Here is a 25550-nt window from a genome sequence, read left to right as displayed (position 1 = left end):
CGGCGCTGGTGGGAACGCCGTGCTAAAACTGCCCCGACCCCTGGCCAACAACGCCGACGGGCCGCGGGGTATGTGGGCCCGGCCGACTCCCCGCGCGGGGACGGGTGCGACCCGTCAGTGGGCCGGGGTGAGTTCGGCGAGGAGGGCGGGGCCGGTCCAGCCGGGGGCGGTCCCGGGGGCGGCCGCCTCGGCCTCGTGGACGAGGGTGATCAGGCGGGCGTTGGCGGGTGCCGTGAGGCCGTGGCGTTCGGCGAGGGCGACGATCTCGCCCTGCAGCGAGTCGATCTCGGTGGGGCGGCCCCGCTGGAGGTCCTCCCACATCGAGGAGCGGGCCGTCGCGTCGATCTGCAGGCTGGCCCCGGCCAGCTCCTGGAACTGCGCGTCCGGCAGTTCCAGTACCTGCGGCATCACCTCCGGCGGCACCGGGCCGAGCTGGGCCGGCGCCATCCCGGCGGCCCGGAACACCGCCAGCGCCTCCAGCTGGCAGCGCGCCACGCACTGCCGGTACGCCAGCTGCCCGACCTGCTCGCGCAGCGGAAGCCCGGAGAGCGCGTTGACCGCGTTGTTGAGGTTCATCAGCAGCTTCGCCGCCTGGACGGCCGGCATGTCCGGCCGCAGCTCCAGCAGCAGACCGCCTGCCCGGGCGGCGTCGGCGAGGGCGTCCGCCCCCTCCTCGGCGGCCAGCATCAGCGAGCCGCCGCTGCCCTGGTGGAACGCCGCGGTCCCGGTCCGCACCACGTTGTACGGGACCATGCCGGCCAGCACCCGGTGGGACGGCAGCGCGGCCGCGAGCACGTCCACGTTGCGCAGGCCGTTCTGGAAGCTCACCACCACCGTGTTCGGGCCGAGGTGCGGGGCGAGTTCCCGGGCGGCGGTCGCGGTGTCGGCGGACTTCACCGTGACCAGCACGTAGTCGGCGCCGGCCGCGGCCTCCGGGTCGGCGGCGGCGGTCAGGTCCCGCACCTCGCGGCGGGCATCGCCCGGGCCGGTGAGGGTCAGCCCGGCCGCGTCGATCGCCGCCATCGCCGCCGTCCGGCCGATCAGGGTGACGTCGGCGGTCGGGGCGAGCATGCCGCCGAGGTGGCAGCCGATGGAACCGGCGCCGAACACGGCGATCCGGAGCCTGCGCTGGGCGGGGGTGGTGGGCACGGGGCTGCTCCAGGGGGAAGGCGGACGGCGGCGGGGATCGTCAGTCGAAGAGGTCGGGGTCCGAGAGGGTGATCTGGTCCCACAGCGGGCGGGCCTGGAACCAGCCGGCCAGCGAGGTCCCGATCTGGTTCCGGGCGATCAGCGCGGTCTCCCGGTCGATCGGCTTCGGGGTGCCGGCCGCCATCGCGAGCAGCTGCGCCTGGCAGGAGCGCTCCATGGTGATGAACCACCAGACTGCCTCGGCCACCGACTGGCCGACCGTCAGCAGGCCGTGGTTCTGCAGGATCACGGCCTTGTGCCCGCCCAGGGCGGCGGCCACCCGCTTGCCCTCCTCGGTGTCGGTCACGACGCCCCGGTAGTCGCTGTACAGCCCGTGGTCCTCGAAGAAGACGCAGGCGTCCTGGGTGATCGGGTCGAGCGGGATGCCGAGGCTGGAGAAGGCCTTGCCGTAGAGGGAGTGCGAGTGCGCGGCCGCGACCGCGTCCGGGCGGGCGGCGTGCACCTGGGAGTGGATCGCGAAGGCGGCCCGGTTCACCGGCCGCCCGCCGTGCAGCAGGGTGCCCTCGTGGTCGACCAGGATCAGGTCGGAGGCCTTGATCTGGTTGAAGCTCATGCCGAACGGGTTCACCCAGAACCAGCCCGGGTTCTCCGGGTCGCGGACGGTGATGTGCCCGGCGACGCCCTCCGAGAAGCCGAACCGGCCGAACAGGCGGAACCCGGCCGCCAGTTGTTCCTTCCGGTACTGGCGCTCCTCCTCCACCGAGTCGAACACCGGCGGCAGCGGCAGGGTCACCCCCTCCGGGGCCGGCCCCACGACCCCGGTCGCCGCGTACGGGTCTTCGGGCTGCTGCGGTGCGGACATGGCGACTCCCGGGGCTGCTGCGGTGGGGCGAGGGGACTGGGGGCCGAGCAGAGGGCAACCAAAGGTGTGTTCGAAAGATACATACCTTTGGCATCACTGCTGTGGCTATGATCAATCTGATCATCGATCAGGGGGAGGGGCAATGATGCGCAAGGTATTGGCCACCTGGGCAGTTGGAATCGCCGCAGGTGCGGCACTGCTCGTCGGCACCTCGGCGACCCTGGCGGCAGCACCCGCGCCCAGCACCGTCGCCAAGCAGCTGAACGAGCCCAACCAATCGGTCGTCGGGCAGCTCAACGAGCCCAACCAGTCGGTCGTCGGGCAGCTCAACGAGCCCAACCAGTCGGTCATCGGGCAAATGAACGAACCCAACCAGTCGGGCCAGTGACCATCCCGCTGCTTCGCGACACCACCCCAGCCCTCGCCCCCTTCCGGGACCCGGACAAGACCTTCGGGCAGTTCCTGGAGGAGAAGTGGACCGCCGTCTGCCGGGGCCTGGGGATCGGCGGGCCGGAGACGGCCCGCGTCCTGCGGGACCTGCGGGACGTGCTCAGCCCGTGGGGCGCGCGACCCATCGGGACCCGGTGCAACCCGCCGTCGTTCGTCTCGACCGACGGCTTCCCCGCCGAGCTTTCCGTCAGCTGGAAGGCAGGGAAGCCGGAAGTACGCATCCTGTTCGAGTCACTGAGCTTCGACCGCACTCCGCTCGGATGCCAGGACGCCGGAAGGGAGTTGACGCTTCGGCTCGCCGAACGGCCGGGGGTGAGCATCGAGCGGTACCTCGACGTCGAGGACCTGTTCGTCACAACCCGCCCCGGCCTCAACCGGCTCACCGTCTGGCACTCCTTGGCCTGGCAGCCGGGCGAGCGGCCGCACTACAAGGTCTACCTCAACCCGCAGGCGCACGGCCCGGACCGCACCCACGAGGTCATGGCCGAGGCCATGCACCGGCTGGGGCTGGCCGCGGCCTGGGAGCCGGTGGGACGGCGGTACGGGGAACTCGCCCGGCGCGGGCACGAGGTGGAGTTCTTCGCCCTCGACCTGGACGGCGGAAACGCCTCCCGAGTGAAGGTCTACTTCCGCCACCTCCCAATGCCGATGGATGAGTTGGACACCGTGGCCGCACTGTCGCACCGCCACGATTCGGCGCGGGCGGCCCGAGCCCGTGCCGTGATCTACGGGCGGGACGGCGGCACGGTGGACAACGAGCCGATGACCTGCCTGGCGTTCCGGGAGGGTGCGACGGGGCCCGAGGAGGCCAACGTCTACCTGCGGCTTCCCGGCAACACCCGCAGCGACGCCGAGGCCACCGAGCGGATCGCGGAGCTGATGCGGATCGAAGGCGTCGACCCGCGCCCGCACGCCGAGGTGCTGCGACAGCTGACGGCGGGGCTGCCCGGGGGCGAGAGCGGGGTGCAGGAGCTGTGCAGCTACCGCACCATCGCGCCGGGGGCGCCGGCGCACATCGGGCTGTACCTGCGGTTCAACACGTACGGGGCTGCTCCTACGGCCTGAGGTCGCGGTCGCGCCTGAACTCGCGGATGAGCGCGAGGAGGTTGACCAGCGTGCTGGCCGGGACGTTGCCGATGTCGACCAGACGCCGGCCGTGGAGGTTGACGTCGCCGGGGCTGGCGGAGGGCCAGAGCAAGCCGAATTCGCGGCCCTCGGTCCGGAGTTCGACGATGAGCTGGGCGACCTGGCGCGAGGTGAGGTGCAGCAGGGCCGGATCGGCGGGGTGGATGGGGTGGTGGGCGCTCACGCGACACCGTCCTGCTGCAGCTCGAACCAGACGGTCTTGCCCAGGTGTTGGGGGTCGACGCCCCAGCGATGGGTGAGGCCCGCGACGAGCTGGAGGCCCCGGCCGGTCTCGGAGAGGAGGGCGAGGGGGCCCTGTTCCGGGAGGAGGGGGCTGCGGTCGGAGACCGCGACGCGCAGGATGTTGGCGCGGTGATGGATCAGGATCACCGGGGAGGTCGTCTCACCGTGGCGCCAGGCGTTGACGATCAGTTCGACCATCGCGAGTTCGGCGTCCGCGATGAGGGAGGGCGGCCAGCCGGCGCTGGTCATCCCGTCGCGGAGGGCGTCGCGGGAGAGGGTGAGGGAGGGGGAGTTGAGGTTACGCACAGCGTCTCCCGGAGGGGGAAGGGTGAGACCGGCGGATGCGTCGCCGTGAACGAACCCACTGGACATGGGTGTTCTTCGGTGCCCGAGCAGCGTTACTGACGATCCGTTCGGTGATCGGTGCATCACAGACTGTAGGGCATGCGATAGCAAATTTGCTAGCAGCCTCTAGAAGATGTGCCTATCTGTTCGCTGGACTCGTCACGCACACGCGGTGGATGCTGGGGAGATGCCACCTACCCCAACCGCACGCCGGAAGCGCGTCGGCATCGAGCTGCGAAAGATGCGAGAGACCGCCGGACGCACGGCCGGAGACGCTGCCGCCGTTCTTGGGCTGGACCGCAGCAAGGTCACGCTGATCGAGCAGGGCTCCTATCCGATCAGCGCCGAGCGAGTCCTTGCGCTCGCCGCCGAGTACGAGGAGGCCGACTCCGCGTACGTCGACGCCGTTGCCGAGATGGCCGCCGACCGGACGAAGGGGTGGTGGGAGGAGCACAGAGGCCTCGTCCCCGCCGGAATTCTTGAGATTTCCGAGGTCGAGCACTATGCCGGCGCGCTGGTGACGTACCAGATCTGCCATGTTCCCGGGCTCATGCAGACCGAGGAGACAGCTCGGGCAATCTTTCGAGAGGTCTATCCGCCTCTACGGCCGCTGAACATCGAAGCACGGGTCGAGAACCGGATGCGACGAGCTGAGCTCCTGACGCGAAGCGATCCACTCGACTACGAAGCGATCGTGCACGAGGCCGCGCTTCGCATGGAGTTCGGAGGAGCAACAGTCGCCAGGGAACAGCTGAAGCACTTGCTCGCACTCTCGGAAGCCCCCAACGTGACGTTGCGCGTGCTGGAGTTCAAGGCCGGCGGCTTCAAGGGGGCAGGCCAAGCCGTGCTGCACGCCAGCGGACCCGTGCCCCGCCTCGATACGGTGCAGTTGGACTCCGTAGGATCGCCAGCGTTCCTGACCGAGATGAATCAGCTGGAGAACTACCGGAGCATCCTCGGGGCGATGCGTGATCGCGCGCTCGATCCATCGGCCTCCCGTGACGCGATCTCCAGCATCATGAATAGCCTGTGAGGCCTCCATGGAAGAACTCGCGTGGCGAAAGCCCACTGCCTGCGGTGATGGCAACAATTGCCCTGAGGTAGCCATGGGCCCCGATGCCGTCTACGTCCGCAGCAGCCTCCGGCCCGACGCCATCGCCCAGCTCACCCCCGACGAATGGCGCGACCTCGTGTCCGCCATCCGTGCCGGCGAGTTCGACGCCTGACTCCCCCGCCGCGCCGGCCGGGGCCGCGATTCGTCGCACGGGTGTTGAGCTGCTAATATTCCTGACGTCACGAGGGAGATGATCTCTCGTCAGGCGTCAGTGGTGCTACAAGAGCACGTCCTACTTTCAGTAGGAAGAGTCCGTGCAACCCGGGCCTGGCGCTCCACAGTCGGAAGGGTCCGGCATCCACACGGGTGCCGGATCTTTCCGCGTTTTGCGCGACCACGCCGAGTCGGCTCATGCAGCTCTGGCTGCCCATTTGGCCGCCAGCCACCCGCCACCCAGGACAAGGGCCACTGCGGCAGCGAGGTACATCGCGGTCCGCACCGTCTCGTGAGCCTGCGAGGAATCCGGCGCCGAGACACTTACCCGGAACGCCTTCACGGCCACCTCGAACGAGACCTGTCCGGCCGGGCTCGCCACTCCCCGCGCCCTGCTCTTCCGCTCTTCCATCCGCCCTCCCTCCGCGTCGGCACGAGCGAGTGTGGCAGTTCGACGGTGACACCACCGCGCGATTCGTCGCACGGGCGTTGAGCTGCTAATATTCTCGACATCGCGAGGGAGATGATCTCTCGTCAGGCGTCAGCGGTGCTACAAGAGCACGTCCTACTTTCAGTAGGAAGAGTCCGTGCAACCCGGGCCTGGCGCTCCACAGTCGGAAGGGCCCGGCATCCACACGGATGCCGGGCCCTTCCGCGTTTCCCGACCCGGGACAGGAGCAACAGTGCAGATCGCGACCGATGACCTCTCCGGCCCCGAGATCGCCCGCTTCCTCGACGAACACCTCCAGCAGATGCGGGCCATCTCCCCGCCGGAGAGCACCCATGCCCTCGACCTCGACGCCCTCCGTCGGCCCGGGATCACGTTCTGGTCGGTGCGGGACGACGGCGTCCTGGTCGGCTGCGGCGCTCTCAAACAACTGGACGCAGACCACGCCGAACTGAAGTCGATGCGCACGGCACCCCTGCGCAAGCGGAGCGGCGTCGCGTCCCTGCTGCTGGAGCACATCATCACCGAGGCCAGGCGCATGGGCTTCACGAGGCTGAGCCTGGAGACCGGCACGCCCGACTTCTTCCTGCCGGCCAGGAAGCTGTACGAGAAGTTCGGGTTCGTCCCCTGCGAACCGTTCGCCGACTACCGGCCCGACCCGAACAGCGCGTTCATGACGAGAGAGCTCTGACCGGCGGCGCCCGTCCGACGGACCGCGATTCGTCGCGCCGGTGTTGAGCTGCTAATATTCTCGACATCGCGAGGGAGATGATTCCTCGTCAGGCGTCAGCGGTGCTACCAGAGCACGTCCTACTTTCAGTAGGAAGAGTCCGTGCAACCCGGGCCTGGCGCTCCACAGTCGGAAGGGTCCGGCATCCACACGGATGCCGGACCCTTCCGCGTTGCGGCCCCACTTTTCCACTGCGCTGATCCCATGAACGCACAATCAGGCAAAGGCTTGATCTCATCGTCGGCGAACTTCCTGAGCGGAAGCCGGTTTTCCGCCGCCGGAGGCCGGGGTAGGGCGGAGGCGTTCGCACCCTGACCGTTCCGGTGCTCATGAGGGAGCGAATCCGTGACGCTTTTCTTGTCGGAAGGACACCCTCATGCACAGGTCCCTTCGGAACGCCTTCGCGACCGTCCTCGTGACGGGCGCGCTCACCACCGCTGCCGCTCCGGCCGCCGTCGCCGCCGAACAGGCGCCGTCGGCGGCCGGGGTGCGGGCGGAACTCCGCAACCCGAAGACCGTCAAGGTCGCCGACTACAACCAGGCCCGCAACACCCTGATCAACGCGGGCAGCAGGACGGCCGCCAAGTCCCACCCGGCGCACGGCACCAAGGACGTCCCGATCTCCCACGGCACCAGCCTGCTCGCAGAGGCCCGCGACGAGTTCCGCGCCACCGACCGGAACCTCCCGGCCGACCAGAAGAAGTCCGACATGTCGATCCCGCACTACAACGCCGTCCACAGCGCGGCCAGGACCATGGGCATCGACCGCTGGTGAGGCACCGGACCACCGCCGCGTGACCGGGACCCCGACCCCGGCGCGGCGGTGAGCCGGGCCTGAGGCGGGCAATCCCGCGCCGGCGCGCCCGTCGAATCTTCCCGTGACACGGCATCAATCACCGGACAACACCGCCATCCGGGGTCGCCGCAGCCGAGACTGGATCGCATGGACACCAACGAAACCCCCGCACCGCACCGCGAGATCTACGACGCCAAGAACCAGCAGAGCCTCCCGGGCACACTGGTGCGCTCCGAAGGTGAGGCGGAGAGCGCGGACGACACGGTCAACGCCGTCTACGACGCGCTCGGCACCGTCGTCGACTTCTTCCACACCGTCTACGGCCGGGACTCTCTCGACGGCAAGGGCGGTCCGCTGCGCGCGACCGTCCACCACGACAAGGAGTCCTGGAACCCGTTCTGGGACGGCCAGCGGCTCGTGCTCGGCGACGGTGACGGCAAGGTCTTCCGGCCGCAACCCCGGGGCCTGCTCGACGTGATCACGGGCACGCTGACACCGCTCGTCCTCAACCCGGAGCTGCTCTACTTCCACCAGTCGGGGGCGCTCACCGTATCGGTGGGCGACGTGTTCGGTTCCCTCGTCAAGCAGCACTCGCTGGGCCAGAGCGCCGACCAGGCCGACTGGCTCATCGGCGCCGGGGTGTTCGCTCCGGGGATCAAGGCCAAGGGTGTGCGCTCGCTGGCCGCGCCCGGTACCGCGTACGACGACGGCACGATCGGCAAGGACCCGCAGAAGTCGCACATGGACGACTACGTGGACATGCCGCTCCATCGGGACAACGGCGGAATCCACATCAACTCCGGCATCCCCAACCGCGCCTTCCACCTCGCCGCGACCGCGATCGGCGGCAACGCGTGGGAGAAGGCCGGCCGAATCTGGTACGACGCCGTCACCGGCGGAAAGCTCTCCGAGAAGGCGACGTTCGCCGACTTCGCGACCCTCACCGCCACCGTCGCCGAGGAGCTGTACGGCACCGGGGCCGAACTGGACGCCGTCAACGAGGCCTGGAAGTCCGTCGGTGTGCTGAGCTGAAAGCTGAACCAGGTGGCCGGGCTGCCTCGCCGTGCGACGGCGAGGCAGCCCCGCTACCGCACCCGGGGCAGGGGCTCCTCGCGCGGGGCGCCCAGACTGCCGTCCGGGAGGACGTCGAAGACCGTGAGCTTCTTACGGCCGGTGATGGTGATCCGGTCCGGGCCGGACCAGTCGGCGCGCACGAAGTCGCCGCCCCGGGTGTTCCAGATGCCCATGCTCCAGTGGCGCGCCGACCAGCCGCTGCCGGTCCGCAACTCCACCCGGCGGTCCGGCTCGAACGAGCCGCCGACATCGGTGAAGACGAGCACCCGGTCCGGGTGGCCCGGGGCGGCCTCCCGCGCGGTCCGCACCCCGGAGTCCTCGGCCGCGAGCGTCGACAGCGCAACCGGCACCCCGAGCAGGACCAGCGCCACCAGGCCGCCGGCCAGACCGATCTGCGACTCCGGCGTACGGAACTCCAGCTCGACGATCAACGAGATCAGAACCAGCACGACCGCCGACCCGACCAGCAGGACCGGGCGGTGGAACCAGAGTTCGAGCTCCACCAGCCCACCCGAACGGGAGGCGTGCCGGCCCACCAGGTAGGCCGACAGCGCCACGAGCGCCACGCCTCTGAGCCCCCACGCGATCCCTTTGCGGCGTACCGCTGTCACCTTCGCCCCCAGGCAGTCATGTACCGATCTTCGGCGCGGACCTCACTTCAGGCTGCTACTGGGGCCGGGGCATGGCCGAGGGGCCGCCCAGCGTCCCGTCCTCGTCCACGGTGAAGACCTCGATCTCCTCCCGCAAGGTCACCGTGATCCGGCCCGGGGCGGACCATTCGGCCCTGACGAAGCCGTCGCCCTCCTCCCAGGTGCCGAGACCCCAGTGGCGGGCCGACCAGCCGCTGCCCGTCAACAGCTCCACCCGGTAGACCGGATCGATCGAGAAGGCGATGTCGGTGACGCGCAGCACGTGGTCGGAGCGGTTCGGGTCGGGCTTGCGGTCGACCAGCCGGCCGTCGCCGCCGAAGATGTACGCCACGGTCCCGACCCCCGCCCCGATGACGAGGAGCGGTGACAGGACGGCCGCGCAGCCGATCTGCGCCCATCTGGTGCGGAACTCGAACTGGGCCACCGCCGAGGCCACGGCCAGCGCGATCGCCGTGCCGAGCAGCAGCACCGGGTGGTTCAGCCAGCGTTCGACCTCGACCAGCCCGCCCTGGCGGGAGGAGAAGTAGCCCGGCAGGTACACCAGGAGGGCCGCGAGCGCCGCGCCCCGGAGCCACCACACGACCTGACTGCGGCGCGTCACCGTCATTTGCTCCCCCCGGAGTTGTCCTTTGCCGGGACTTTACTACGGGGATGCCGGGCGGGGGCGGCCGCCCGGGGCGCCGCCGCCCGCGCCCCCCGCCGGTCCCCCGCGGCCCCCCCCCCCCCCCCCCCCCCCCCCCCCCCCCCCCCCCACCCCCCCCCCCCCCCCCCCCCCCGCCCCCCCCCCCCCCCCCNNNNGTGGGGGCGGGCCCCCTTTTCGCCCCCCCCGCTCTTGTGTTTGCGGGTGTTTTTGTTGGGGGGGGGGCGGGGGCTGCCCGGACGACGGGTGCCCCGTCGTCCGGGCCGCCGGGTCTACCGGCCGTACCCCCGTCACCGCCGGTAGAAGACGCTCCGCGACCAGAAGTAGCCGACCAGCGTCAGCCCGGTGCACCAGGCCAGGGCGCTCCAGGCACTGGTGCCGATCCCGGTCCCCATCAACAGCCCGCGCAGGGTCTCGATCATGGGGGTGAAGGGCTGGTACTCGGCGAACCAGCGCAGTGCCGTCGGCATGGAGTCGGTCGGCACGATGGCGCTGCCGATGAAGGGCAGGAACTGCAGCGGCATCGGCATGTTGCTGGCGCTCTCGACCGTCTTGGCCACCAGACCGATGCCGGCCGATATCCAGGTCAGGGCGATCGTGAGGAAGAGCAGCAGGCCCATCGCGGCCAGCCACTCCACCGGTCCGGCGTTCGGCCGGAAACCCATCGCGAGGGCCGCGCCGATCACCAGCACCAGGCCGATCATGGTCTGGACGACACTGCCGACCACGTGCCCCGCCAGGAAGGCGGAGCGCGATATGGCCATCGTGCGGAAGCGGTTGACGATGCCCTCGGTCATGTCGGTGCAGATGCCGATCGCGGTGACCAGCGACCCGGAGGTGGCCGCCATCAGCACGATGCCGGGCGTCACGTAGTCGATGTAGTGGCCGCCTCCTATGCCGGCACCCAGGGTGCTGCCGTAGGCGTAGTTGAAGAGCAGCAGCATCATGACCGGCATCACCACGACCGCGAAGGTCAGGGACGGGTACCGCAGCGCGTGCTTGAGGTTGCGGCGCAGCATGGTCAGCGAGTCGTTGAGCGCGTGGGCTGCCGTGCCCGTGGCCATGCTCATCGCACGCCCTCCCCGGTCAGTTGAAGGAACGCGTCGTCCAGGTCGGCCGTCTCCACGACCAACGACTCGGCCTGCACGGACGCGTTGTCGAGCACGTCCAGCACGGCCCTCACGGTGAGGACGGAGTTGTCCCCCGGGATCTCCAGCCGCAGCGCCTCGGTGTCGGCTGTGGCGTATTCGAACAGCGTGGCGGCGGTGGCCAGCGAGCCGGCGTCCGCGAACCGGAGCCGGATCCGCCCGCCGGGGGCGAACCGCTTCAGCTCCTCGGCCGTGCCCTCGGCGACGATCCGGCCGCCGTCCAGGACGGCGATCCGGTCGGCGAGCTGGTCGGCCTCCTCCAGGTACTGGGTGGTGAGGAAGACCGTCACCCCGTGGTCGGCGACCAGGCTCCGGATGATCTCCCACATGGTGCGCCGGCTGCGCGGGTCCAGCCCGGTGGTCGGCTCGTCCAGGAAGATCACCTTCGGGTCCCCGACCAGGGTCATCGCGAGGTCGAGTTTGCGCCGCATGCCGCCGGAGAAGGTGGTGACGGCCTTGCGCGAGGCCTCGGTGAGATCGAAGCGCCGCAGCAGTTCCTCCGCCCGCCTCCGCCCCTCCCGACGGCGGAGGTGGTTGAGGTCGGCCATCAGCATCAGGTTCTCCTCGGCGGTGAGCAGGTTGTCCACCGCCGAGAACTGGCCCGTCACCCCGATCGCCTTCCGCACCGCGTCGGCCTCGCGTGCCACGTCGTGCCCGACCACCCGGGCCGAGCCGCCGTCCGCGGGGATCAGGGTGGAGAGGATCTGCACGATGGTGGTCTTGCCGGCGCCGTTGGGCCCGAGCAGGGCGAACACGCTGCCCGCCGGGATCTCCAGGTCGACGCCCCTCAGGACCGCCTTGTCCCCGTAGGACTTGGTGAGTCCGGTCGCCGAGATCGCCGGGACCGCGGAGTCGGCCGCCATCAGGCCCTCCGGACGACGACGTTGCCGACCTGGGTGCGGCCGCGGACCTCGACCGTCTCCACCGCGTCGCCCGGGCCCTGGGTGGGGCCGAGGTCGTTGCGGACGCCGCCGACCTTGCTGTGCACGTCGAGCCAGGCCGCGGTGCCCTCGGCGATGCCGACCTCGACGTCCCCCACGCTGGTCTGGAGGGTGACCTTGCCGCGGACCACCCGGCCGACCCGGATGTGGCCGTGCGCCGACTTGGCGTCCACGTTCCCCTCGGCGAGGCCGACGTGGATCCGGCCGTTGGAGGCGTTGGCGTGGAGTTCGCCGTACACCTCGTCGACCTCGGTGTCGCCGTTGCTGTTCTTCACCGTGAGCCGGCCCCCGACGGATCCGATCTCGATCCGGCCGGCCCCCGTCACCTCGGCGTCCCCGGTCGTCGCGCCGAGCCGGACGTCCCCGAAGCCGCTGTCGAGCCGGGCGCTCTCGGCGCTCTCGACCTGGATCCGGCCGAGCGAGGTCTTCAGCCGGCAGGCGCCGAGCGGGCCCTCGGTGACGAACTCGGCCATCGGGGACTCGCTGTGGACCTCGGAGCCGGCCGGCAGCTCGACCAGGACCTCGATCGCGCCCTTCTTACCGCTGAAGACGCTGCGCTGCTTGGGGGCCTTGATGCCGAGCCGGCGGCCGGAGAAGTCGACCTGGGTCTGCTCGGCGGCCTTGACGTCCGCCTCCTTGGCCGGATTGGCGGGCCGGACCTCGACCACCGCGTCGGTGCGCTTGCCCGCCTTGATCCAGACCGAGCCGATGTCGAACTCGAGGATGGCGGAGATCGGTCCGTCGGTCTCGTACGTAGGCATGGCTGTCCCGTCCTTTTGACTCGTGTGGGTGTTCCCGCTGGTCGGAGCGGGGGTGACGTCGAAGGTGCAGAAGGTGGTGCGGGAGGTGGTGCGGAAGGTCGTACGGATGCTCGGGGTACTGCGGAGGCCTCAGTGGACCCAGCCGGTGAAGCCCTGGCCGCCGACGCTGCGCGCGACCCGGCTGCCCGGATCGGCCACCGGCCGGCGGGCCGGCTCGCCCTCCAGTGCGCCGGCCAGGGCCCGGACCAGCCAGGCGTTGAGCGAGAGGCCGGCCTCGGCGGCGGCCTCCTCCGCCCTGGCCTTGAGGTGGGCGGGCAGGCGGAAGTTGATCCGGGCGGTGCCGGTCTCGTCCGGCTCCGGCGTCGCCGCAGGTGGCACCATCGGTGGCGCGAGTGGCGCCATCGGTGCCGGCTGTGGCGCCGCATCGCCGTGGAAGGCGTCCGAGCCGGGCGGTGCCGTCACCACGAACTCGGGGTCGAGTCCGCGCAGGCGCACGTCCACCGAGCCGGGGGCGAGGTCACGGGTGACTTCGCCCATGGCGGCCGAGAGCGCGTTGAGCAGGGTGAGCCGCACGGCCGACTCCAGCGGGAGCGTCAGCCGCTCGGCCAGCGCACGCGCTTCGTCCCCGCCGGTGGCGGCGGCCACCGCGAGCTCGTTCCGGAGGTTTTCCACGTACGGCGTGAGGTCCATGGCCGTAAGCATGGCACGGCGGTGGTGCCATGTCGAGCCATTTGTGGCACCACTTTGGCGCCATCTCCCGAACGAGGATGGCGCCGCTCGGCGCCCGAACGCGGAACCGCCCCGCCGACCGAGGTCGACGGGGCGGTTCACCAGGGGAAACGCGACAGGGGAAACGCGACTGCGGGAAGGTCAGGCCTGCTGCCAGCCCGCCAGGTAGGCGTCGATCTCCCCGGTCAGCCGGGTCTTGCCCGCCCGGTCCAGGAAGGAGGCCTCGACGGCGTTGCGGGCCAGCCCCGCCACCCCGGCCTCGTCCAGGCCCAGCAGCCGCGCCGCCACCGCGTACTCGGTGTTGAGGTCGGTGCCGAACATCGGCGGGTCGTCGCTGTTGACCGTCACCAGCAGCCCGGCGTCGACCATCCGCTTGATCGGGTGGTCCTCGATCCGCTCCACGACCCGGGTGGCGACGTTGGAGGTCGGGCAGACCTCCAACGGGATGCGGTGCTCGCCCAGGTAGTCGACCAGCGCCGGGTCCTTCACCGCCTGGGTGCCGTGCCCGATGCGCTCGGCGCCGAGCGCCCGGATCGCGTCCCAGACCGTCTCCGGCCCGGTGGCCTCGCCCGCGTGCGGGACGCTGCGCAGGCCGGCCGCCCGGGCCCGGTCGAAGTACGGCTTGAACTGCGGGCGCGGCACGCCGACCTCCGGGCCGCCCAGGCCGAAGCTGACCAGGCCCTCGGGGCCCAGCTCGGTGGCCAGCCGGGCGGTCACCTCGGCCGACTCCAGCCCGGCCTCGCCCGGGATGTCGAAGCACCAGCGCAGCACCACTCCGAGCTCCTTCTCGGCGCGCAGCCGGGCGTCCTCGATCGCCTCCATGAAGGCGACCTCGGGGATGCCCCGGCGGACCGAGGAGTACGGGGTGATGGTCAGCTCGGCGTACCGGATGTTCTGCCGGGCCATGTCCTCGGCCACCCCGTAGGTGAGCGAGCGGACGTCCTCGGCGTCCCGGACCAGGTCCACCACGCTCAGGTAGACCTCGATGAAGTGCGCGAAGTCGGTGAAGGTGAAGTACTCGGCGAGCGCCGCCGGGTCGGTCGGCACCTTGGAGTTCCCGGCGTGCCGGGCGGCCAGTTCCGCGACGACGCGCGGCGAGGCCGAGCCGACATGGTGGACGTGCAGTTCCGCCTTGGGCATCCCGGCGATGAACGCCTCGATGCTCCGCTCCACGGGCTCGATCCGACTGACGCTGGGGCCGATCCGACTTCCGTCCGGCTGGACCACGGTGGTTCCCTTCTTCCTTCTACGCGCGTACCGAAGACAGCTGCTGGCAAGGATAGGCCGTGCCCGGGGTCACCCTCCGAGCGCCACCGCCAGGGTGTGGATCAGCAGCCCGGCCAGGGCGCCGACCACGGTGCCGTTGATCCGGATGAACTGGAGGTCGCGGCCGACGTTGGCCTCGATCTTGCGGGAGGCGTCGTCGGCGTCCCAGCCCGCCACCGTCTCGGAGATCAGCGAGGTGATCTCGGTGCGGTAGGTGTCGACCAGGTACTGGGCGGCGTCCTGGAGCCAGCCGTCCACCTTGGCCTGGAGCTTGGGGTCGGTGGCCAGGCGCTCGCCGAAGCGGCGCACGCCGTCGCGGATGCGCCGGCGCAGTTCGCTGTCCTCGTCCTCGGCCGCGCCCATCACCAGGGTGCGCACGGCCGCCCAGGTGGAGTTGATCAGGTCCTGCACCTCGGCGCGGGCCAGCAGCTCGCCCTTGGCCCGCTCGACCCGGGCGATGGTCTCCGGGTCGGTCTGCAGCTCGGTCGCGAAGTCGGCGAGGAAGTTGTCGATCGCGCCGCGGGCCGGGTGGTCCGGATCGTCCCGGATGTCGGTGACGAAGCGCAGCAGCTCCTTGTAGACCCGCTCGCCGACCTGGTGGTCGATGAACCGGGGCGTCCAGCCCGGGGTCTTCTGGGTGACCTTCTGGACCACCTCCTCGTGGTTGGTGGTCAGCCAGCCGTGCGCCCGGACGGCGACCAGGTCCACCACCCCGTGGTGCCCGCCGTCCGCGACCACCTTGCCGAGCATCCGGCCCATCGGCTCGGCCACCGAGGTGGCGGCGGCCCGCCTGGTCACCGCCTCGGCGACCACCGCCCGCACGTCGTCGTCGCGGAGCACCGCGAGCAGTCCGCGCAGCGCCGCCGAGGCCTCCTTGGTGACCCGCTCGGCACTGCCCGGCGCGGCCAGCCACTCCCCCAGCCTGCGGCCGATGCCGAGTGCCGCAAGTCGGCCGCGGACCACGTGCCCGGAGAGGAAGTTCTCGCCGACGAAGTCGCCGAGCGAGCGGCCGAAGGCGTCCTTCTTGGTCGGGATGATCGCGGTGTGCGGGATCGGCAGGCCGAACGGCCGGCGGAACAGCGCGGTCACCGCGAACCAGTCGGCCAGCGCGCCGACCATGCCCGCCTCGGCGGCGGCCGCCACGTACCCCGCCCAGGGGCCGGCGCCGGCCGCCCCGGCCCAGGTGGACAGGGCGAAGACCAGGGTCGCGAAGGCCAGCAGGCCGGTCGCGATGGTCTTCATCCGGCGGACGCCGCGTCTCTTCTGCTCGTCGGCCGCGGTGAACCGGACTCCGGGGCCGGTCCCGCTGAAGGCATCGTCACTCACCCCGCCAGTCTGCCCGTTGCCCGGCGCGGACGGGGGCGCGCCTCGCGATCACGCGCCCCCGCCAGGCGTGACGCACCGAACAACCCGGGCATGACGCCCCGAACCGACCGGACCTCAAACGCCGAACCGACCGGGCCTCACGCTCCGATCCGACCGGGCCTCACGCTCCGATCCGACCAGGCCTCACACGCCGAACAACCCGGGCCTCACACGCCGAACAACCCGGGCCTCACGCCCCGCCCAGCACCATCCGCCGCACCTCCGCGCCCGCCCAGCGCTTCGGGTCCGTGCACCGCCGCCCGTCCAGCAGCACCCGCACCCCCGGCAGGTCCGCCGGCGTCAGGTCCCGGTACTCCGGGTGGTCGGCCTGCAGCACCGCCGCCACCACCGGCTCCCCGCCGTACGGCGGCAGCCCGAGCGCCGCCAACTCCTCCGCCTCGTACAGCGGGTCGCTGACGTACGGCCGCGCACCGGCCGACCGCACCGCCTCGACCAGCGGGAACACCCCCGAGTACGCCGTCTCCTTGACCCCGCCCCGGTACGAGGCGCCGAGCACCAGCACGCCCTGCCCGGCGATCCCGCCCGGCACCGCCCCCGCCAGCACGCCCACCGCGTACCCCGGAACCGCCAGGTTGGCCTCGCGCGCCGCCCGGACCACGGTCGCGCCCGGGTCGTTCCACAGGTAGAGCCGCGGGTACACCGGGATGCAGTGCCCGCCGACCGCGATGCCCGGCCGGTGCAGGTGGCTGTACGGCTGCGAGTTGCAGGCGTCGGCGATCTCCGCGAAGTCCACCCCGACCTCGTCCGCGTACCGGGCGAACTGGTTGGCCAGCGCGATGTTGACGTCCCGGTACGTGGTCTCGGCGAGCTTGCTGAACTCGGCCGCCTCCGCCGAGGCCAGTTCCCAGACGCCGTTGGGCCGGGGCAGGTCCGGGCGCGGGTCGAAGTCCAGCACCGCCCGGTAGAACTCGGCGCCGCGCCGGGTGGAGGACGCGTCCAGGCCGCCGACCAGCTTGGGGTAGCGCCGCAGGTCGGCGAAGACCCGTCCGGTGCGCACCCGTTCCGGGCTGAACACCAGCGCGAAGTCCCTGCCGGCCGCGAGCCCCGACCGGGACGCCAGCCGGGGCGCCCAGCGCTCCCGGGTGGTGCCGACCGGCAGGGTGGTCTCGTAGCTGACCAGGGTGCCCCGGCGCAGCCCGGCCGCGACGGCGTCGGTGGCCGCGTCGAGCAGGGCGAAGTCCGGGCTGCCGTCGGCGGCGGTGACCAGCGGGACGACCAGGACGACGGCCTCGGCCCGGGCCACCGCGGCCGTGGTGTCGGCGGTGGCCCGCAGCAGGCCCTCGGCGACGACCCGCTTGAGCGCCTGGTCCAGACCCGCCTCCCGGGGGAACGGCGGCACGCCCCGGTTGACGCTCTCCACCACGCCGGGGGCGGTGTCCGCGCCGGTCACCCGGTGGCCCTTCAGCGCGAACTGCACCGCCAGCGGCAGGCCCAGCTTGCCCAGGCCGACCACGCAGACGTCCAGGCTCATCCCCGTCCTCCGTTCACCGAGTCGGCCAGCCGGCGCCACGCCGGGTGGCGCCGCAGCCGGCGCCGCAGCTGTTCCGGGACGAGCCCGCGCCACAGCTGCCGGGCGAGGTCGAGCCGCGGGGCGGCCTTCCCGACCGCCTCCGAGGCCGCCTCCCCGGCGGCCGCCCCGACCGCCTCCTCCGGCAGCAGGAACAGCTCGTCCGGCAGGCCGAGCCGGGCGTCCCGGAACGCCGGGAGGCCCGCGTACCGCCACCCGCCGTCCACCACCACGGGTGGATCGCCGTGCGCCGCCTCGTAGCGGATCTGGTCGCGCAGCGCCTCCGGCCGCACCGCGCAGGCGAGTTCGAGCCGCACCCGCTCGGCGGGCGGCAGCCGGTGGTACACCTCGCGGGCACCGAACCGCTCGACCAGCCGCGCGACCTCGACGCACACCCGCTCCTGCACGTCGTCGGCCAGCAGCAGGAAGCCCTCCCGCAGCAGGCGCGGCACGTCCCAGCCGAAGCTGCGGGCCCGGATGGCGTCCAACTCCTCCCCGGGCTCGGCCAGTTCCGCCGCCACCTGCTGCAGCGCGGCGATCCCGCGCAACCGGTCCAGCACCCCGGCCCGCTCGGTGACGTTGCCCCGGTCCTCGCGCAGCACCAGGAAGTAGCAGTCGTAGGAGGCGAGGACGGACACCCGGGCCGCCCGCAGGCAGGCCTCCAGGGTGAACGGCTGGTCCGAGAAGACCTTCAACCGCTCGTCGCGGCGCAGCCCGTGGCGCCGGAGGAGGTCGAGCCGGAACAGTTTGGTGTCGGCCAGCGCCCAGGCCAGCGCGGAGTCGGTGAAGTCCACGGACTCGGCGTCGGCGTGGAAGATCCCCTGCGGGACCAGCCGCCCGTTCACCCCGATCTGCTTGGGCACCACCACGTCCGAGCCCCAGGCGTCGGCGGCCGTGACCAGCCGCTCCAGCGCCTCCTCGCCGAGCCGGTCGTCCGCGCCGAGGAACAGCACGTAGCGGCCGCGGGCCAGCTCCAGGGCGCGGTTGGTCGGGCCCGCCGGGCCGCCCGAGTTGGGCTGGTGCAGCACCGTGAACAGCCCTGGGTGGCGGGCGGCGTACTCGTCCAGCAGCTCCCCGCCGCCGTCCGTGGAGCCGTCGTCCACGGCCACCACCTCCAGCCGCCCCGGCGCCAGGGACTGCCCGACCAGCGAGTCCAGGCAGGCGGTGAGGTACGGCATGGTGTTGTAGACCGCGACCACCACGGTCACGTCGGGTACGGCCATCGGGGGGCGGGCCTCCGGTTCCGGCATCGGCGAGTGATGCCGGGTCAACTCACGGTGGAGGCCCGGGGTCACGATGATCACCCGCACCGGCGACGGGGAACCGAACACGCTCCCGGCCCTGGCACTGGCGTACGACGGCCGGGCGGCGGCCGGAGACCCCCGGCCGCCGCGCGTCCGTTCCGTCAGCCCGTCAGCCCGCCGCCCGCCGCCCGCCGCCTGCCGCCGGCCCGTCAGCCGATCGCGACCTCCGCGTACATCCGGGCGATCACGTCCTCGATGGCCGGTTCGCGCACCGAGAGGTCCACCAGGGGGTAGCGCGCGGCGACCGCCGCCACGATCGGCGCGGCGCTCTCCTGGGCCGGGAAGGCCAGCCACTGGCGCGCCCCCTCGACCCTGGTGACCCGGGCCCCGGGCACCTCGACCGGGTGCGCGAGTTCCTGCGCGAGGTCCACCACCAGCGTCCGCTCGCTGCGGCCGGTGGCGTGCAGGCCCTCCAGTCCGCCGTCGTAGACCACCCGGCCGTGGTCGATCACCATCACCCGGCCGCAGAGCTGCTCGATGTCGGTCAGGTCGTGGGTGGTGAGCAGCACGGTGGTGCCCCGGTCCCGGTTGACCTCGCGCAGGAACTCCCGCACCCGGCCCTTGCTGACCACGTCCAGGCCGATGGTCGGCTCGTCCAGGTAGAGCACCTGGGGGTCGTGCAGCAGCGCCGCGGCGAGGTCGCCGCGCATCCGCTGGCCGAGCGAGAGCTGGCGCACCGGGGTGTCCAGCAGTCCGCCGAGGTCGAGCAGTTCGACGCAGCGGCCGAGGTTCTCGCGGTACCGGGCGTCGGGGATGCGGTAGATCCGGCGGGCGAGTTCGAAGGAGTCGCGCAGGGGCAGGTCCCACCAGAGGGTGGTGCGCTGGCCGAAGACGACGCCGATCCGGCGGGCCAGTGCGACGCGCTCGCGCGCCGGGTCGACGCCGGCCACCCGCAGCCGTCCGGAGCTGGGGACGAGGATGCCGGTGAGCATCTTGATGGTGGTGGACTTGCCGGCGCCGTTGGGCCCGATGTAGCCGACGCACTCGCCGGCCTCGACGGTGAAGCCGAGCCCGTCCACCGCCCGGACCTCGCGTTTGGCCCGGCTGAACCGGCCCGTGCGGGTGCGTACGGTGAAGGTGCGGTGGACGTCCTGGAGTTCGATCAGTGCCATGGGAGCTCCTTCGGGATGGGAGGGGTTCGGTGGGAGGGTTCCGGTGGGAGGGGTTCGGTGGGAGGGGTTCAGCTGCCGGTGCCGCGGTAGGCGCGCAGCCCGGCCCGCCAGGCGAGCCCGGCGGCGAGGACGCAGAGCGCGGCGACGACCGGCGAGGCGAACTGGAAGGCGGTGGGCAGGCCGAGCGGGTCGGGGCGGTCGAGGATGCGCAGCGCGGGAAGCCAGTTGACGAAGGCCAGCGGAACGCCGAAGACCGCCCCGGCGACCAGCTCCTTGGCGAAGACCGTCGGCGGGTAGTGCAGCAGCGTCGCGCCGCCGTAGGTGAAGGAGTTCTGGATCTCCTTGGACTCGCCCCACCAGAACTGGACGGTGGCGCCGCCGATGTAGATCGCGCCGAAGATGACGGTGCCGCAGAGCAGCAGGACGGGCACCAGCAGCACCCGGTCCCAGGTCCAGTGGACGTCCAGGGCGGCCAGCGACCAGACCAGCACCGCGACGGCCTGGAGCGGGCGGCCGAGCCGGCGCAGCGTGAAGCGTTCGGCGCACAGCTGGGAGAGCGCGGGCGCGGGCCGGATCAGCATGGTGTCCAGCGAGCCGCTGCGGATCCGCGCGCCGAGCCCCTCGGCCGAGCCGACCAGCAGGTTGGCGACGCCGAGCGAGAAGGTGGCGGTGGCGTACAGGAAGGCGATCTCCGGCAGGCTCCAGCCGCCGAGCCGGTCGGTGTGCAGGAACATGATCACCAGCACCGCGAAGTCGAGGGAGTGGGTGACCAGGCTCGCCGCCAGGTTGAGCGCGAAGGAGGCCCGGTAGGCCATCATCGAGCGCATCCACATCCGGGCGCAGAGCCACCAGGAGCGCAGCGCCCAGGCGGTGCGGGCGGTGAGGGGCTCCCGGCGGAGCCCGACGAGCTGCTCAGCCACCCTGCACCACCACCTTGCGGGTGGCCAGCCACTGGGCGCCCCGCCCGGCGGCGAGCAGCACCACCGCCCAGCCGAGCTGGAAGCCGAGCGCCCCGAACAGGGCGGTGCCGGCGGTCCGTTCCAGGAAGACGTCGGTGGGGACGTTCACCAGCGCCGACCAGGGCAGCGCCCGGCCGAGGTCGCCGAGCAGGCCGGGGAACAGCGCGACCGGCAGCAGCATCCCGGAGAAGAACATCGAGACCACCAGCATCACCGAGCGCACCCCCTCCGAGTCGTGCAGCCAGAAGCCGGTGATCGAGACCAGGAAGCGCAGCCCGAAGCTGACCACGACCGCCAGCAGTGCCGAGAGCAGGAAGAACGCCCAGGTCAGTGGGTGTTCGGGCAGTCGGATGCGGAACACCAGTGCGCCGATCAGTATCGGCACGGTGCCGCGCACCAGCGCCTGGAAGCCGGCCCGGCCGAGGTCGGAGGCCAGCCACCAGGCCTGGAAGTCGACCGGGCGGTAGAGGTCGACGGCGATGTCGCCGCTGCGGAAGCGGTCCTGGAGGTCGTCCTGGAAGCCGCCGCCCCAGACCGCGACGGTGACCAGCAGGCTCTGGCTGACCCAGATGTAGGTGACGGCCTGGCTCTGGTCGTAGCCGCCGAGGCCGGGGCGGGCCTGCCAGAGGGCGAGGAAGGTGGAGGCCAGGATGATGCCGAAGACGGTGTTGGTGAAGGTGCCGGCCACGGTGGCGGCCCGGTAGGTGGAGTAGCGGCGGAAGGCGCCGCGGGCAACGGCGGCGTAGAGCATATTGTCTCCTTGTCGACAAATACGGGCAGAGGGAGATACCCCTCGACGTCCGCGCACGCCCCAGCGGCCCCGACCGGCCGTACCCGGGGGTGCCGGGCCTGGCGGGCGGAGCTGCGGAAGTGGGTGCGCTATGTGGTTTGCACCTTTCACCGTACCTCCGGCCCGCACCACCCGCACCCGGTTTTCCCCGCCTGATCCGACGTCAAATAGCAGATAATCTCGGCATGACCTTGAGCACCCGCCGCCAGGCCAAACGGGCCGCCCGCCGCGAGGCCCGCCGCGCCCTCCCGCTCTGGCGCCGGCTCCTGCCCACCTGGCGGGTCACCTTCGGCACCCTCACCCTGCTGCTCCTGCTCGCCGCCGGCGGCTTCGCCGTGCTCTACGTCATCGTCCCGGTGCCCGACCCCAACGCCCACGCCGTCGCCCAGAACAACATCTACCTCTACGCCGACGGCAGCACCGAGATCGCCCGCACCGGCGCCGTCAACCGCACCGACGTCACCATCGACCAGATCCCGCTGGCGACCCAGCAGGCCGTCGTCTCCGCCGAGGACCGCACCTTCTACCAGAACCGCGGGATCGACCTGAAGGGCATGCTCCGGGCCGGCTGGAACACCCTGCTCGGCAAGGGCATGCAGGGCGGCTCCACCATCACCCAGCAGTACGTCAAGAACTACTACCTCACCCAGGACCGCACCATCGAGCGCAAGGGCCGCGAACTGCTCATCGCCCTCAAGGTCGACCAGCAGCGCGACAAGCGCGAGGTCCTCGCCGGCTACCTCAACAGCAGCTACTTCGGCCGCGGCGCCTACGGCATCCAGAGCGCCGCCCACGCCTACTACGGCGTCGACGTCTCCGGGCTCACCCCCGCCCAGGGCGCCTACCTCGCCTCCCTGCTCCAGGCCCCCAGCCTCTACGACGTCAAGACCGCCACCCCCGCCAACCGCGAGAAGGCTGTCGCCCGCTGGAACTACACCCTCGACGGCATGGTCCAGCTCGGCTTCCTCACCCCCGCCGACCGCGCCGCCACCACCTTCCCCGACCCGATCGACCCCCAGCCCGCCACCGGCCTCGCCGGCCAGGCCGGCTACCTGGTCGGCGTCGCCGACGACTACCTCGTCTCCTCCGGCACCCTCGACGCCGCCACCCTCAAGGCCGGCGGCTGGCGCATCACCACCACCTTCGACAAGCCCCGGCAGGACGCCTTCGTCAAGGCCGTCCAGGACCGGCTCACCGGCGAACTCGACCCCCGGGCCCGCCCCGCCACCGACACCGACGTCCGGGTCGCCGGCGCCTCCGTCGAACCCGCCACCGGCCGGGTCGTCGCCGTCTACGGCGGCCCCGACTACGCCAAGCAGCCCTACAACGACGCGCTGCGCCAGGACAACCAGATCGGCTCCACCTTCAAACCGATCGACCTCGCCGCCGGCCTGCTCGCCCAGCACACCCTCGACGGCGTCCCGATCACCACCGAATCCCGCTACGACGGCAGCAGCGAACGCCCCGTCACCGGCGGCCCCACCCCCTACGCGCCGCCCAACGAGGACGACGTCGACTACGGCAGCATCACCCTGCGCTACGCCATGGTGAAGTCCGTCAACTCCGTGTACGCGCAGGAGGGAGTCGACGCCGGACTCGCCCGCGTCCGGGAGACCGCCGTCAAACTCGGCATCCCCGACAGCGTCCGAGGCATGGACCCGGCCAACACCTCGATGACGCTCGGCACCGCCACCCCCAGCGCCCTCGACCTGGCCGGCGTCTACGCCACCCTCGCCGACCACGGCCAGGCCCGCACCCCCTGGTCCGTCGTCAAACTCGAACGCGTCAACCCCGGCGGCGCCATCGACGTCCCCAAGATGCCCGAACACAACCCCACCGAGGCCCTCGACCGGGAGACCGCCGACTCCGTCACCGACGTGCTGCGCGACGTCGTCAGCCCGCGCGGCACCGGCGCCGCCGCCCTCGACCTGAACCGCCCCGCCGCCGGCAAGACCGGCACCACCGACTCCAACCTCTCCGCCTGGTTCGCCGGCTACACCCCCGAACTCGCCACCACCGTCGGCCTGTTCCGGGAGAACCCGAAGACCCACGCCAAGGAGCCACTGGCCGGCACCGCCGGACTCACCCGGATCAACGGCGGCACCTTCCCCACCCGGATCTGGACCGCCTACATGGCCGCCGCCCTCGACGGCGCCCCCACCCAGGACTTCGACCTCAGGACCGGACACGGCACCCCCGCCGCCACCCCCTGGCCCACCGCCCCCGCCGGCACCACCCCCAGCGCCACCACCCCGACCACCGCCCCCGCCCCCGGCGGCGAACCCGCCCACGCCGACCCGGCCCCCGGCACACCGCCCGGCCACGAACCCGGCACCCCCACCGCCACCGGCCGACCCGCTCCCGGCCCGGTCACCCCCAGCCCGCAGGCGCCCAGGCCCACGACGGAGCCGGAACAGCCCAGCCCCACCCCCAGGCCCAGCCAGGTCCAGCCGACCCGCCCCACCGCCCCGCCCAGCGCCACCGGCGGCCCCGCCAGCCGCCCGGCGGCCCCGCCCACGCCCTGAAGCCTGTCCCCGGCCTGAAGCCCGTCCCCGGCCTCCCGGAAACAAGCTTCAGGACGCGCCCCGGGCCACCAGTTCGCGCTCCAGCGGGGTGCGGAACCGCGGCGTCACCCGCACCTCCCCCAACCAGTCCGCCAGCCGCTCGGCCCGCTCCGCGACCGCCCGCTCCGCCGCCGCCCCGACGTCCCGGAACAGCCGCCACACCACCGCGCCGTCGGGGCGCTGCGCCCAGCCGCCCACCACCTCGCCGCACCACCACACCGTCGGCCCGGCGTTGCCCGCCCGGTCGAACAGCGCCGGCACGTCCTCCGGCCGCAGGTACCAGTCCCGCCCGCGCCAGCCCATCACCGCCGGGTCCAGCGCGGGCAGCAGCGCCGCCCACGGCTCCGGCTCCGCCACCGGCGCCTCGTCCCCCGGCAGCACCAGCGCCGGCGCCCCGCCGGCCAACGCCACGTCCAGCGCCCCGAGATCGGCCAGCGCCCGGCGGACGTCCCCCAGCGTCCAGCCCGTCCACCACTTCACGTCCTCGACCGTCGCCGGCCCGTACGCCGCCAGCCAGCGCCGCACCACCTCGGCCTTCGCCTCCCGCACCGGCACCTCCGGCCACTGCGGCACCGGCGCCCACGGGTAGCTGCTGCTCAGCCACGAACCGCGCGGACGGGAGCGACGCACGTGCCCGTCGGAGGCCAGCAGCCGCAGCAGGCGGCTGCCCACGCTCTGCTTCGCCTCGTACGCCTTGCCCGCCGACATCAGCATCGTCTCGCGCAACTGCGGTACGTCCTCGGAGAGTTCCCTGGTCGTCGCCTCGCCGCGGACGGCCAGCGCGGCCAGCACCTCGCGCTCCGTCTCCGCCAGCCGGGCCTCGTCCCAGCCCTCGGCGAAGTCCCGCAGGTGCTTCAGCAGCGTCGCCCGCTCCTTCGCGGCGATCGCCCGCGCCGCCGCCGAACTCACGTACGGGGCGAGGCCCTCCGTCACCGCGAAGATCGTCCGCCGCATCGACAGCAGCTTCACCAGCGAGACGTCCTGGTACAGCGCCCGGTCCACCTCCGCCGCCGACGGCTCCGCCAGCCGCGCGCAGGCCGACAGGTACACCGTGGCCGCGTCCGTCGCGTGCAGCCCGACCACCGCGTCGGCCACGTCCTCCACCCGCGCCGCCCGCAGCGACGGCACCAGCAACTGCCGCCGCCCCAGCCTGGTCCGACGCTCCGCATCCCCGATCACCGGCACACCCATGCCGGGACCCTAGCGCGTGTCCGCCGCGCGGCACCGACGACGCCCGGGCGGCCCGGGCCGCCGCCCGCGCCGCAAGCGCGGTGCGCCCGACCCGGGGGGGGGGCCCCCCGGGG

General features: G+C 72.2%; 26 protein-coding genes. 8 read left to right on the top strand and 18 right to left on the bottom strand.

Annotated elements, in window-relative coordinates; genetic code table 11:
* Positions 1–114: 114 nt before the first annotated feature.
* Both ACFVUY_RS25350 and ACFVUY_RS25345 read right to left on the bottom strand, forming a co-directional pair.
* Positions 115–1149, bottom strand: coding sequence for a 2-dehydropantoate 2-reductase (locus ACFVUY_RS25350; RefSeq protein ID WP_387733493.1), 1035 nt, complete (start codon positions 1147–1149; stop codon positions 115–117).
* Between the two features lie 40 nt (positions 1150–1189).
* On the bottom strand, positions 1190–2011 hold the full coding sequence (locus ACFVUY_RS25345) for a class II aldolase/adducin family protein (protein ID WP_387691712.1): 822 nt from the start codon (positions 2009–2011) through the stop codon (positions 1190–1192).
* 142 nt (positions 2012–2153) lie between these two features.
* On the opposite strand from ACFVUY_RS25345, the gene ACFVUY_RS25340 reads away from it, so the two are divergent.
* Positions 2154–2399 carry a hypothetical protein gene (locus tag ACFVUY_RS25340; RefSeq protein ID WP_387733490.1) on the top strand — a complete coding sequence of 82 codons (246 nt, stop codon included), beginning with the start codon at positions 2154–2156 and terminating at the stop codon, positions 2397–2399.
* A complete protein-coding gene (locus ACFVUY_RS25335; RefSeq protein WP_387733488.1) occupies positions 2396–3526 on the top strand; it encodes a tryptophan dimethylallyltransferase family protein in 1131 nt (376 codons plus the stop codon). Before ACFVUY_RS25340 ends, ACFVUY_RS25335 begins: the two co-directional genes overlap by 4 nt.
* Here ACFVUY_RS25335 and ACFVUY_RS25330 read toward each other — a convergent pair.
* Together ACFVUY_RS25330 and ACFVUY_RS25325 are read right to left on the bottom strand one after the other, a co-directional pair.
* Entirely contained in the window at positions 3516–3770 is a 255-nt protein-coding gene (locus tag ACFVUY_RS25330) for a hypothetical protein (RefSeq protein WP_387733485.1), read from the bottom strand. The genes ACFVUY_RS25335 and ACFVUY_RS25330 overlap by 11 nt on opposite strands.
* Positions 3767–4135, bottom strand: a complete 369-nt coding sequence (locus tag ACFVUY_RS25325) for an ATP-binding protein (RefSeq protein WP_387733483.1) — start codon at positions 4133–4135, stop codon at positions 3767–3769. The genes ACFVUY_RS25330 and ACFVUY_RS25325 overlap by 4 nt, the downstream gene beginning before the upstream one ends.
* A gap of 172 nt (positions 4136–4307) precedes the next feature.
* On the opposite strand from ACFVUY_RS25325, the gene ACFVUY_RS25320 reads away from it, so the two are divergent.
* The 5 genes from ACFVUY_RS25320 to ACFVUY_RS25300 all read left to right on the top strand — a co-directional run bounded on the left by ACFVUY_RS25320 (position 4308) and on the right by ACFVUY_RS25300 (position 8447).
* Positions 4308–5207 (top strand): helix-turn-helix domain-containing protein, encoded by a 900-nt coding sequence (locus ACFVUY_RS25320; RefSeq protein ID WP_387691704.1) that lies wholly within the window; start codon positions 4308–4310, stop codon positions 5205–5207.
* Positions 5208–5214: 7 nt separating this feature from the next.
* Positions 5215–5400: a DUF397 domain-containing protein gene (locus ACFVUY_RS25315; RefSeq protein WP_387691702.1), complete on the top strand. Its 186-nt coding sequence runs from the start codon at positions 5215–5217 to the stop codon at positions 5398–5400.
* Between the two features lie 724 nt (positions 5401–6124).
* Positions 6125–6580 carry a GNAT family N-acetyltransferase gene (locus ACFVUY_RS25310; RefSeq protein WP_387733481.1) on the top strand — a complete coding sequence of 152 codons (456 nt, stop codon included), beginning with the start codon at positions 6125–6127 and terminating at the stop codon, positions 6578–6580.
* A 415-nt stretch (positions 6581–6995) separates the two neighbouring features.
* Positions 6996–7394, top strand: a complete 399-nt coding sequence (locus ACFVUY_RS25305; RefSeq protein ID WP_387733479.1) for a hypothetical protein — start codon at positions 6996–6998, stop codon at positions 7392–7394.
* 168 nt (positions 7395–7562) lie between these two features.
* Positions 7563–8447 carry a M4 family metallopeptidase gene (locus ACFVUY_RS25300; protein WP_387733476.1) on the top strand — a complete coding sequence of 295 codons (885 nt, stop codon included), beginning with the start codon at positions 7563–7565 and terminating at the stop codon, positions 8445–8447.
* Between the two features lie 53 nt (positions 8448–8500).
* On the opposite strand, the gene ACFVUY_RS25295 is transcribed toward ACFVUY_RS25300, so the two are convergent.
* The 13 genes from ACFVUY_RS25295 to ACFVUY_RS25235 all read right to left on the bottom strand — a co-directional run bounded on the left by ACFVUY_RS25295 (position 8501) and on the right by ACFVUY_RS25235 (position 21643).
* Positions 8501–9055 (bottom strand): hypothetical protein, encoded by a 555-nt coding sequence (locus ACFVUY_RS25295; protein ID WP_387733473.1) that lies wholly within the window; start codon positions 9053–9055, stop codon positions 8501–8503.
* Between the two features lie 100 nt (positions 9056–9155).
* The gene (locus tag ACFVUY_RS25290) at positions 9156–9740 is read right to left on the bottom strand and encodes a hypothetical protein (RefSeq protein WP_387733471.1); all 585 of its coding nucleotides are present in this window, start codon (positions 9738–9740) and stop codon (positions 9156–9158) included.
* Positions 9741–10069: 329 nt separating this feature from the next.
* Positions 10070–10849, bottom strand: a complete 780-nt coding sequence (locus tag ACFVUY_RS25285; RefSeq protein WP_387691693.1) for an ABC transporter permease — start codon at positions 10847–10849, stop codon at positions 10070–10072.
* Positions 10846–11790, bottom strand: a complete 945-nt coding sequence (locus ACFVUY_RS25280; protein WP_387733468.1) for an ATP-binding cassette domain-containing protein — start codon at positions 11788–11790, stop codon at positions 10846–10848. Before ACFVUY_RS25280 ends, ACFVUY_RS25285 begins: the two co-directional genes overlap by 4 nt.
* Positions 11790–12629, bottom strand: coding sequence for a DUF4097 domain-containing protein (locus ACFVUY_RS25275; RefSeq protein ID WP_387691689.1), 840 nt, complete (start codon positions 12627–12629; stop codon positions 11790–11792). The genes ACFVUY_RS25280 and ACFVUY_RS25275 overlap by 1 nt, the downstream gene beginning before the upstream one ends.
* A 129-nt stretch (positions 12630–12758) precedes the next feature.
* Positions 12759–13319 carry a toxin-antitoxin system HicB family antitoxin gene (locus ACFVUY_RS25270; protein WP_387733465.1) on the bottom strand — a complete coding sequence of 187 codons (561 nt, stop codon included), beginning with the start codon at positions 13317–13319 and terminating at the stop codon, positions 12759–12761.
* A gap of 180 nt (positions 13320–13499) precedes the next feature.
* Complete coding sequence (locus ACFVUY_RS25265) at positions 13500–14531, bottom strand: adenosine deaminase (protein ID WP_387733463.1); 1032 nt, start codon at positions 14529–14531, stop codon at positions 13500–13502.
* A gap of 123 nt (positions 14532–14654) precedes the next feature.
* Positions 14655–15950, bottom strand: a complete 1296-nt coding sequence (locus ACFVUY_RS25260; RefSeq protein WP_387691684.1) for a DUF445 domain-containing protein — start codon at positions 15948–15950, stop codon at positions 14655–14657.
* A gap of 229 nt (positions 15951–16179) precedes the next feature.
* Positions 16180–17475, bottom strand: a complete 1296-nt coding sequence (locus ACFVUY_RS25255) for a nucleotide sugar dehydrogenase (protein ID WP_380539131.1) — start codon at positions 17473–17475, stop codon at positions 16180–16182.
* A 2-nt stretch (positions 17476–17477) separates the two neighbouring features.
* Complete coding sequence (locus tag ACFVUY_RS25250; protein ID WP_387733460.1) at positions 17478–18740, bottom strand: glycosyltransferase family 2 protein; 1263 nt, start codon at positions 18738–18740, stop codon at positions 17478–17480.
* Between the two features lie 230 nt (positions 18741–18970).
* Positions 18971–19933 carry an ATP-binding cassette domain-containing protein gene (locus ACFVUY_RS25245; RefSeq protein ID WP_387733457.1) on the bottom strand — a complete coding sequence of 321 codons (963 nt, stop codon included), beginning with the start codon at positions 19931–19933 and terminating at the stop codon, positions 18971–18973.
* Positions 19934–20001: 68 nt separating this feature from the next.
* A complete protein-coding gene (locus ACFVUY_RS25240) occupies positions 20002–20853 on the bottom strand; it encodes an ABC transporter permease (protein WP_387733455.1) in 852 nt (283 codons plus the stop codon).
* Entirely contained in the window at positions 20846–21643 is a 798-nt protein-coding gene (locus tag ACFVUY_RS25235) for an ABC transporter permease (RefSeq protein WP_387691676.1), read from the bottom strand. Before ACFVUY_RS25235 ends, ACFVUY_RS25240 begins: the two co-directional genes overlap by 8 nt.
* A 224-nt stretch (positions 21644–21867) precedes the next feature.
* Between ACFVUY_RS25235 and ACFVUY_RS25230 the strand changes: the two genes are divergently transcribed.
* Positions 21868–24207, top strand: coding sequence for a transglycosylase domain-containing protein (locus ACFVUY_RS25230; protein WP_387733452.1), 2340 nt, complete (start codon positions 21868–21870; stop codon positions 24205–24207).
* Positions 24208–24255: 48 nt separating this feature from the next.
* Here the strand turns inward: ACFVUY_RS25230 and ACFVUY_RS25225 are convergent, their stop codons facing one another.
* Positions 24256–25437 (bottom strand): winged helix DNA-binding domain-containing protein, encoded by a 1182-nt coding sequence (locus tag ACFVUY_RS25225; protein ID WP_387691672.1) that lies wholly within the window; start codon positions 25435–25437, stop codon positions 24256–24258.
* Between the last annotated feature and the right edge of the window lie 113 nt (positions 25438–25550).

It is taken from the genome of Kitasatospora sp. NPDC058063 (assembly GCF_042885395.1).
GTDB classification, from domain to species: Bacteria; Actinomycetota; Actinomycetes; order Streptomycetales; family Streptomycetaceae; genus Kitasatospora; species Kitasatospora lactacystinica.
This window is presented reverse-complemented; position numbering and strand designations above follow the sequence as displayed.

What these genes read in the sequence shown, in the direction of transcription:
- ACFVUY_RS25245 (WP_387733457.1), bottom strand. Translation starts at nt 19,933, where the DNA reads ATGGCACTGATCGAACTCCAGGACGTCCACCGCACCTTCACCGTACGC.
- ACFVUY_RS25230 (WP_387733452.1), top strand. Translation starts at nt 21,868, where the DNA reads ATGACCTTGAGCACCCGCCGCCAGGCCAAACGGGCCGCCCGCCGCGAG.
- ACFVUY_RS25280 (WP_387733468.1), bottom strand. Translation starts at nt 11,790, where the DNA reads ATGGCGGCCGACTCCGCGGTCCCGGCGATCTCGGCGACCGGACTCACC.
- ACFVUY_RS25305 (WP_387733479.1), top strand. Translation starts at nt 6,996, where the DNA reads ATGCACAGGTCCCTTCGGAACGCCTTCGCGACCGTCCTCGTGACGGGC.
- ACFVUY_RS25315 (WP_387691702.1), top strand. Translation starts at nt 5,215, where the DNA reads ATGGAAGAACTCGCGTGGCGAAAGCCCACTGCCTGCGGTGATGGCAAC.
- ACFVUY_RS25250 (WP_387733460.1), bottom strand. Translation starts at nt 18,740, where the DNA reads ATGGCCGTACCCGACGTGACCGTGGTGGTCGCGGTCTACAACACCATG.
- ACFVUY_RS25225 (WP_387691672.1), bottom strand. Translation starts at nt 25,437, where the DNA reads ATGGGTGTGCCGGTGATCGGGGATGCGGAGCGTCGGACCAGGCTGGGG.
- ACFVUY_RS25320 (WP_387691704.1), top strand. Translation starts at nt 4,308, where the DNA reads ATGTGCCTATCTGTTCGCTGGACTCGTCACGCACACGCGGTGGATGCT.
- ACFVUY_RS25300 (WP_387733476.1), top strand. Translation starts at nt 7,563, where the DNA reads ATGGACACCAACGAAACCCCCGCACCGCACCGCGAGATCTACGACGCC.
- ACFVUY_RS25235 (WP_387691676.1), bottom strand. Translation starts at nt 21,643, where the DNA reads ATGCTCTACGCCGCCGTTGCCCGCGGCGCCTTCCGCCGCTACTCCACC.
- ACFVUY_RS25340 (WP_387733490.1), top strand. Translation starts at nt 2,154, where the DNA reads ATGATGCGCAAGGTATTGGCCACCTGGGCAGTTGGAATCGCCGCAGGT.
- ACFVUY_RS25275 (WP_387691689.1), bottom strand. Translation starts at nt 12,629, where the DNA reads ATGCCTACGTACGAGACCGACGGACCGATCTCCGCCATCCTCGAGTTC.
- ACFVUY_RS25345 (WP_387691712.1), bottom strand. Translation starts at nt 2,011, where the DNA reads ATGTCCGCACCGCAGCAGCCCGAAGACCCGTACGCGGCGACCGGGGTC.
- ACFVUY_RS25270 (WP_387733465.1), bottom strand. Translation starts at nt 13,319, where the DNA reads ATGGACCTCACGCCGTACGTGGAAAACCTCCGGAACGAGCTCGCGGTG.
- ACFVUY_RS25285 (WP_387691693.1), bottom strand. Translation starts at nt 10,849, where the DNA reads ATGAGCATGGCCACGGGCACGGCAGCCCACGCGCTCAACGACTCGCTG.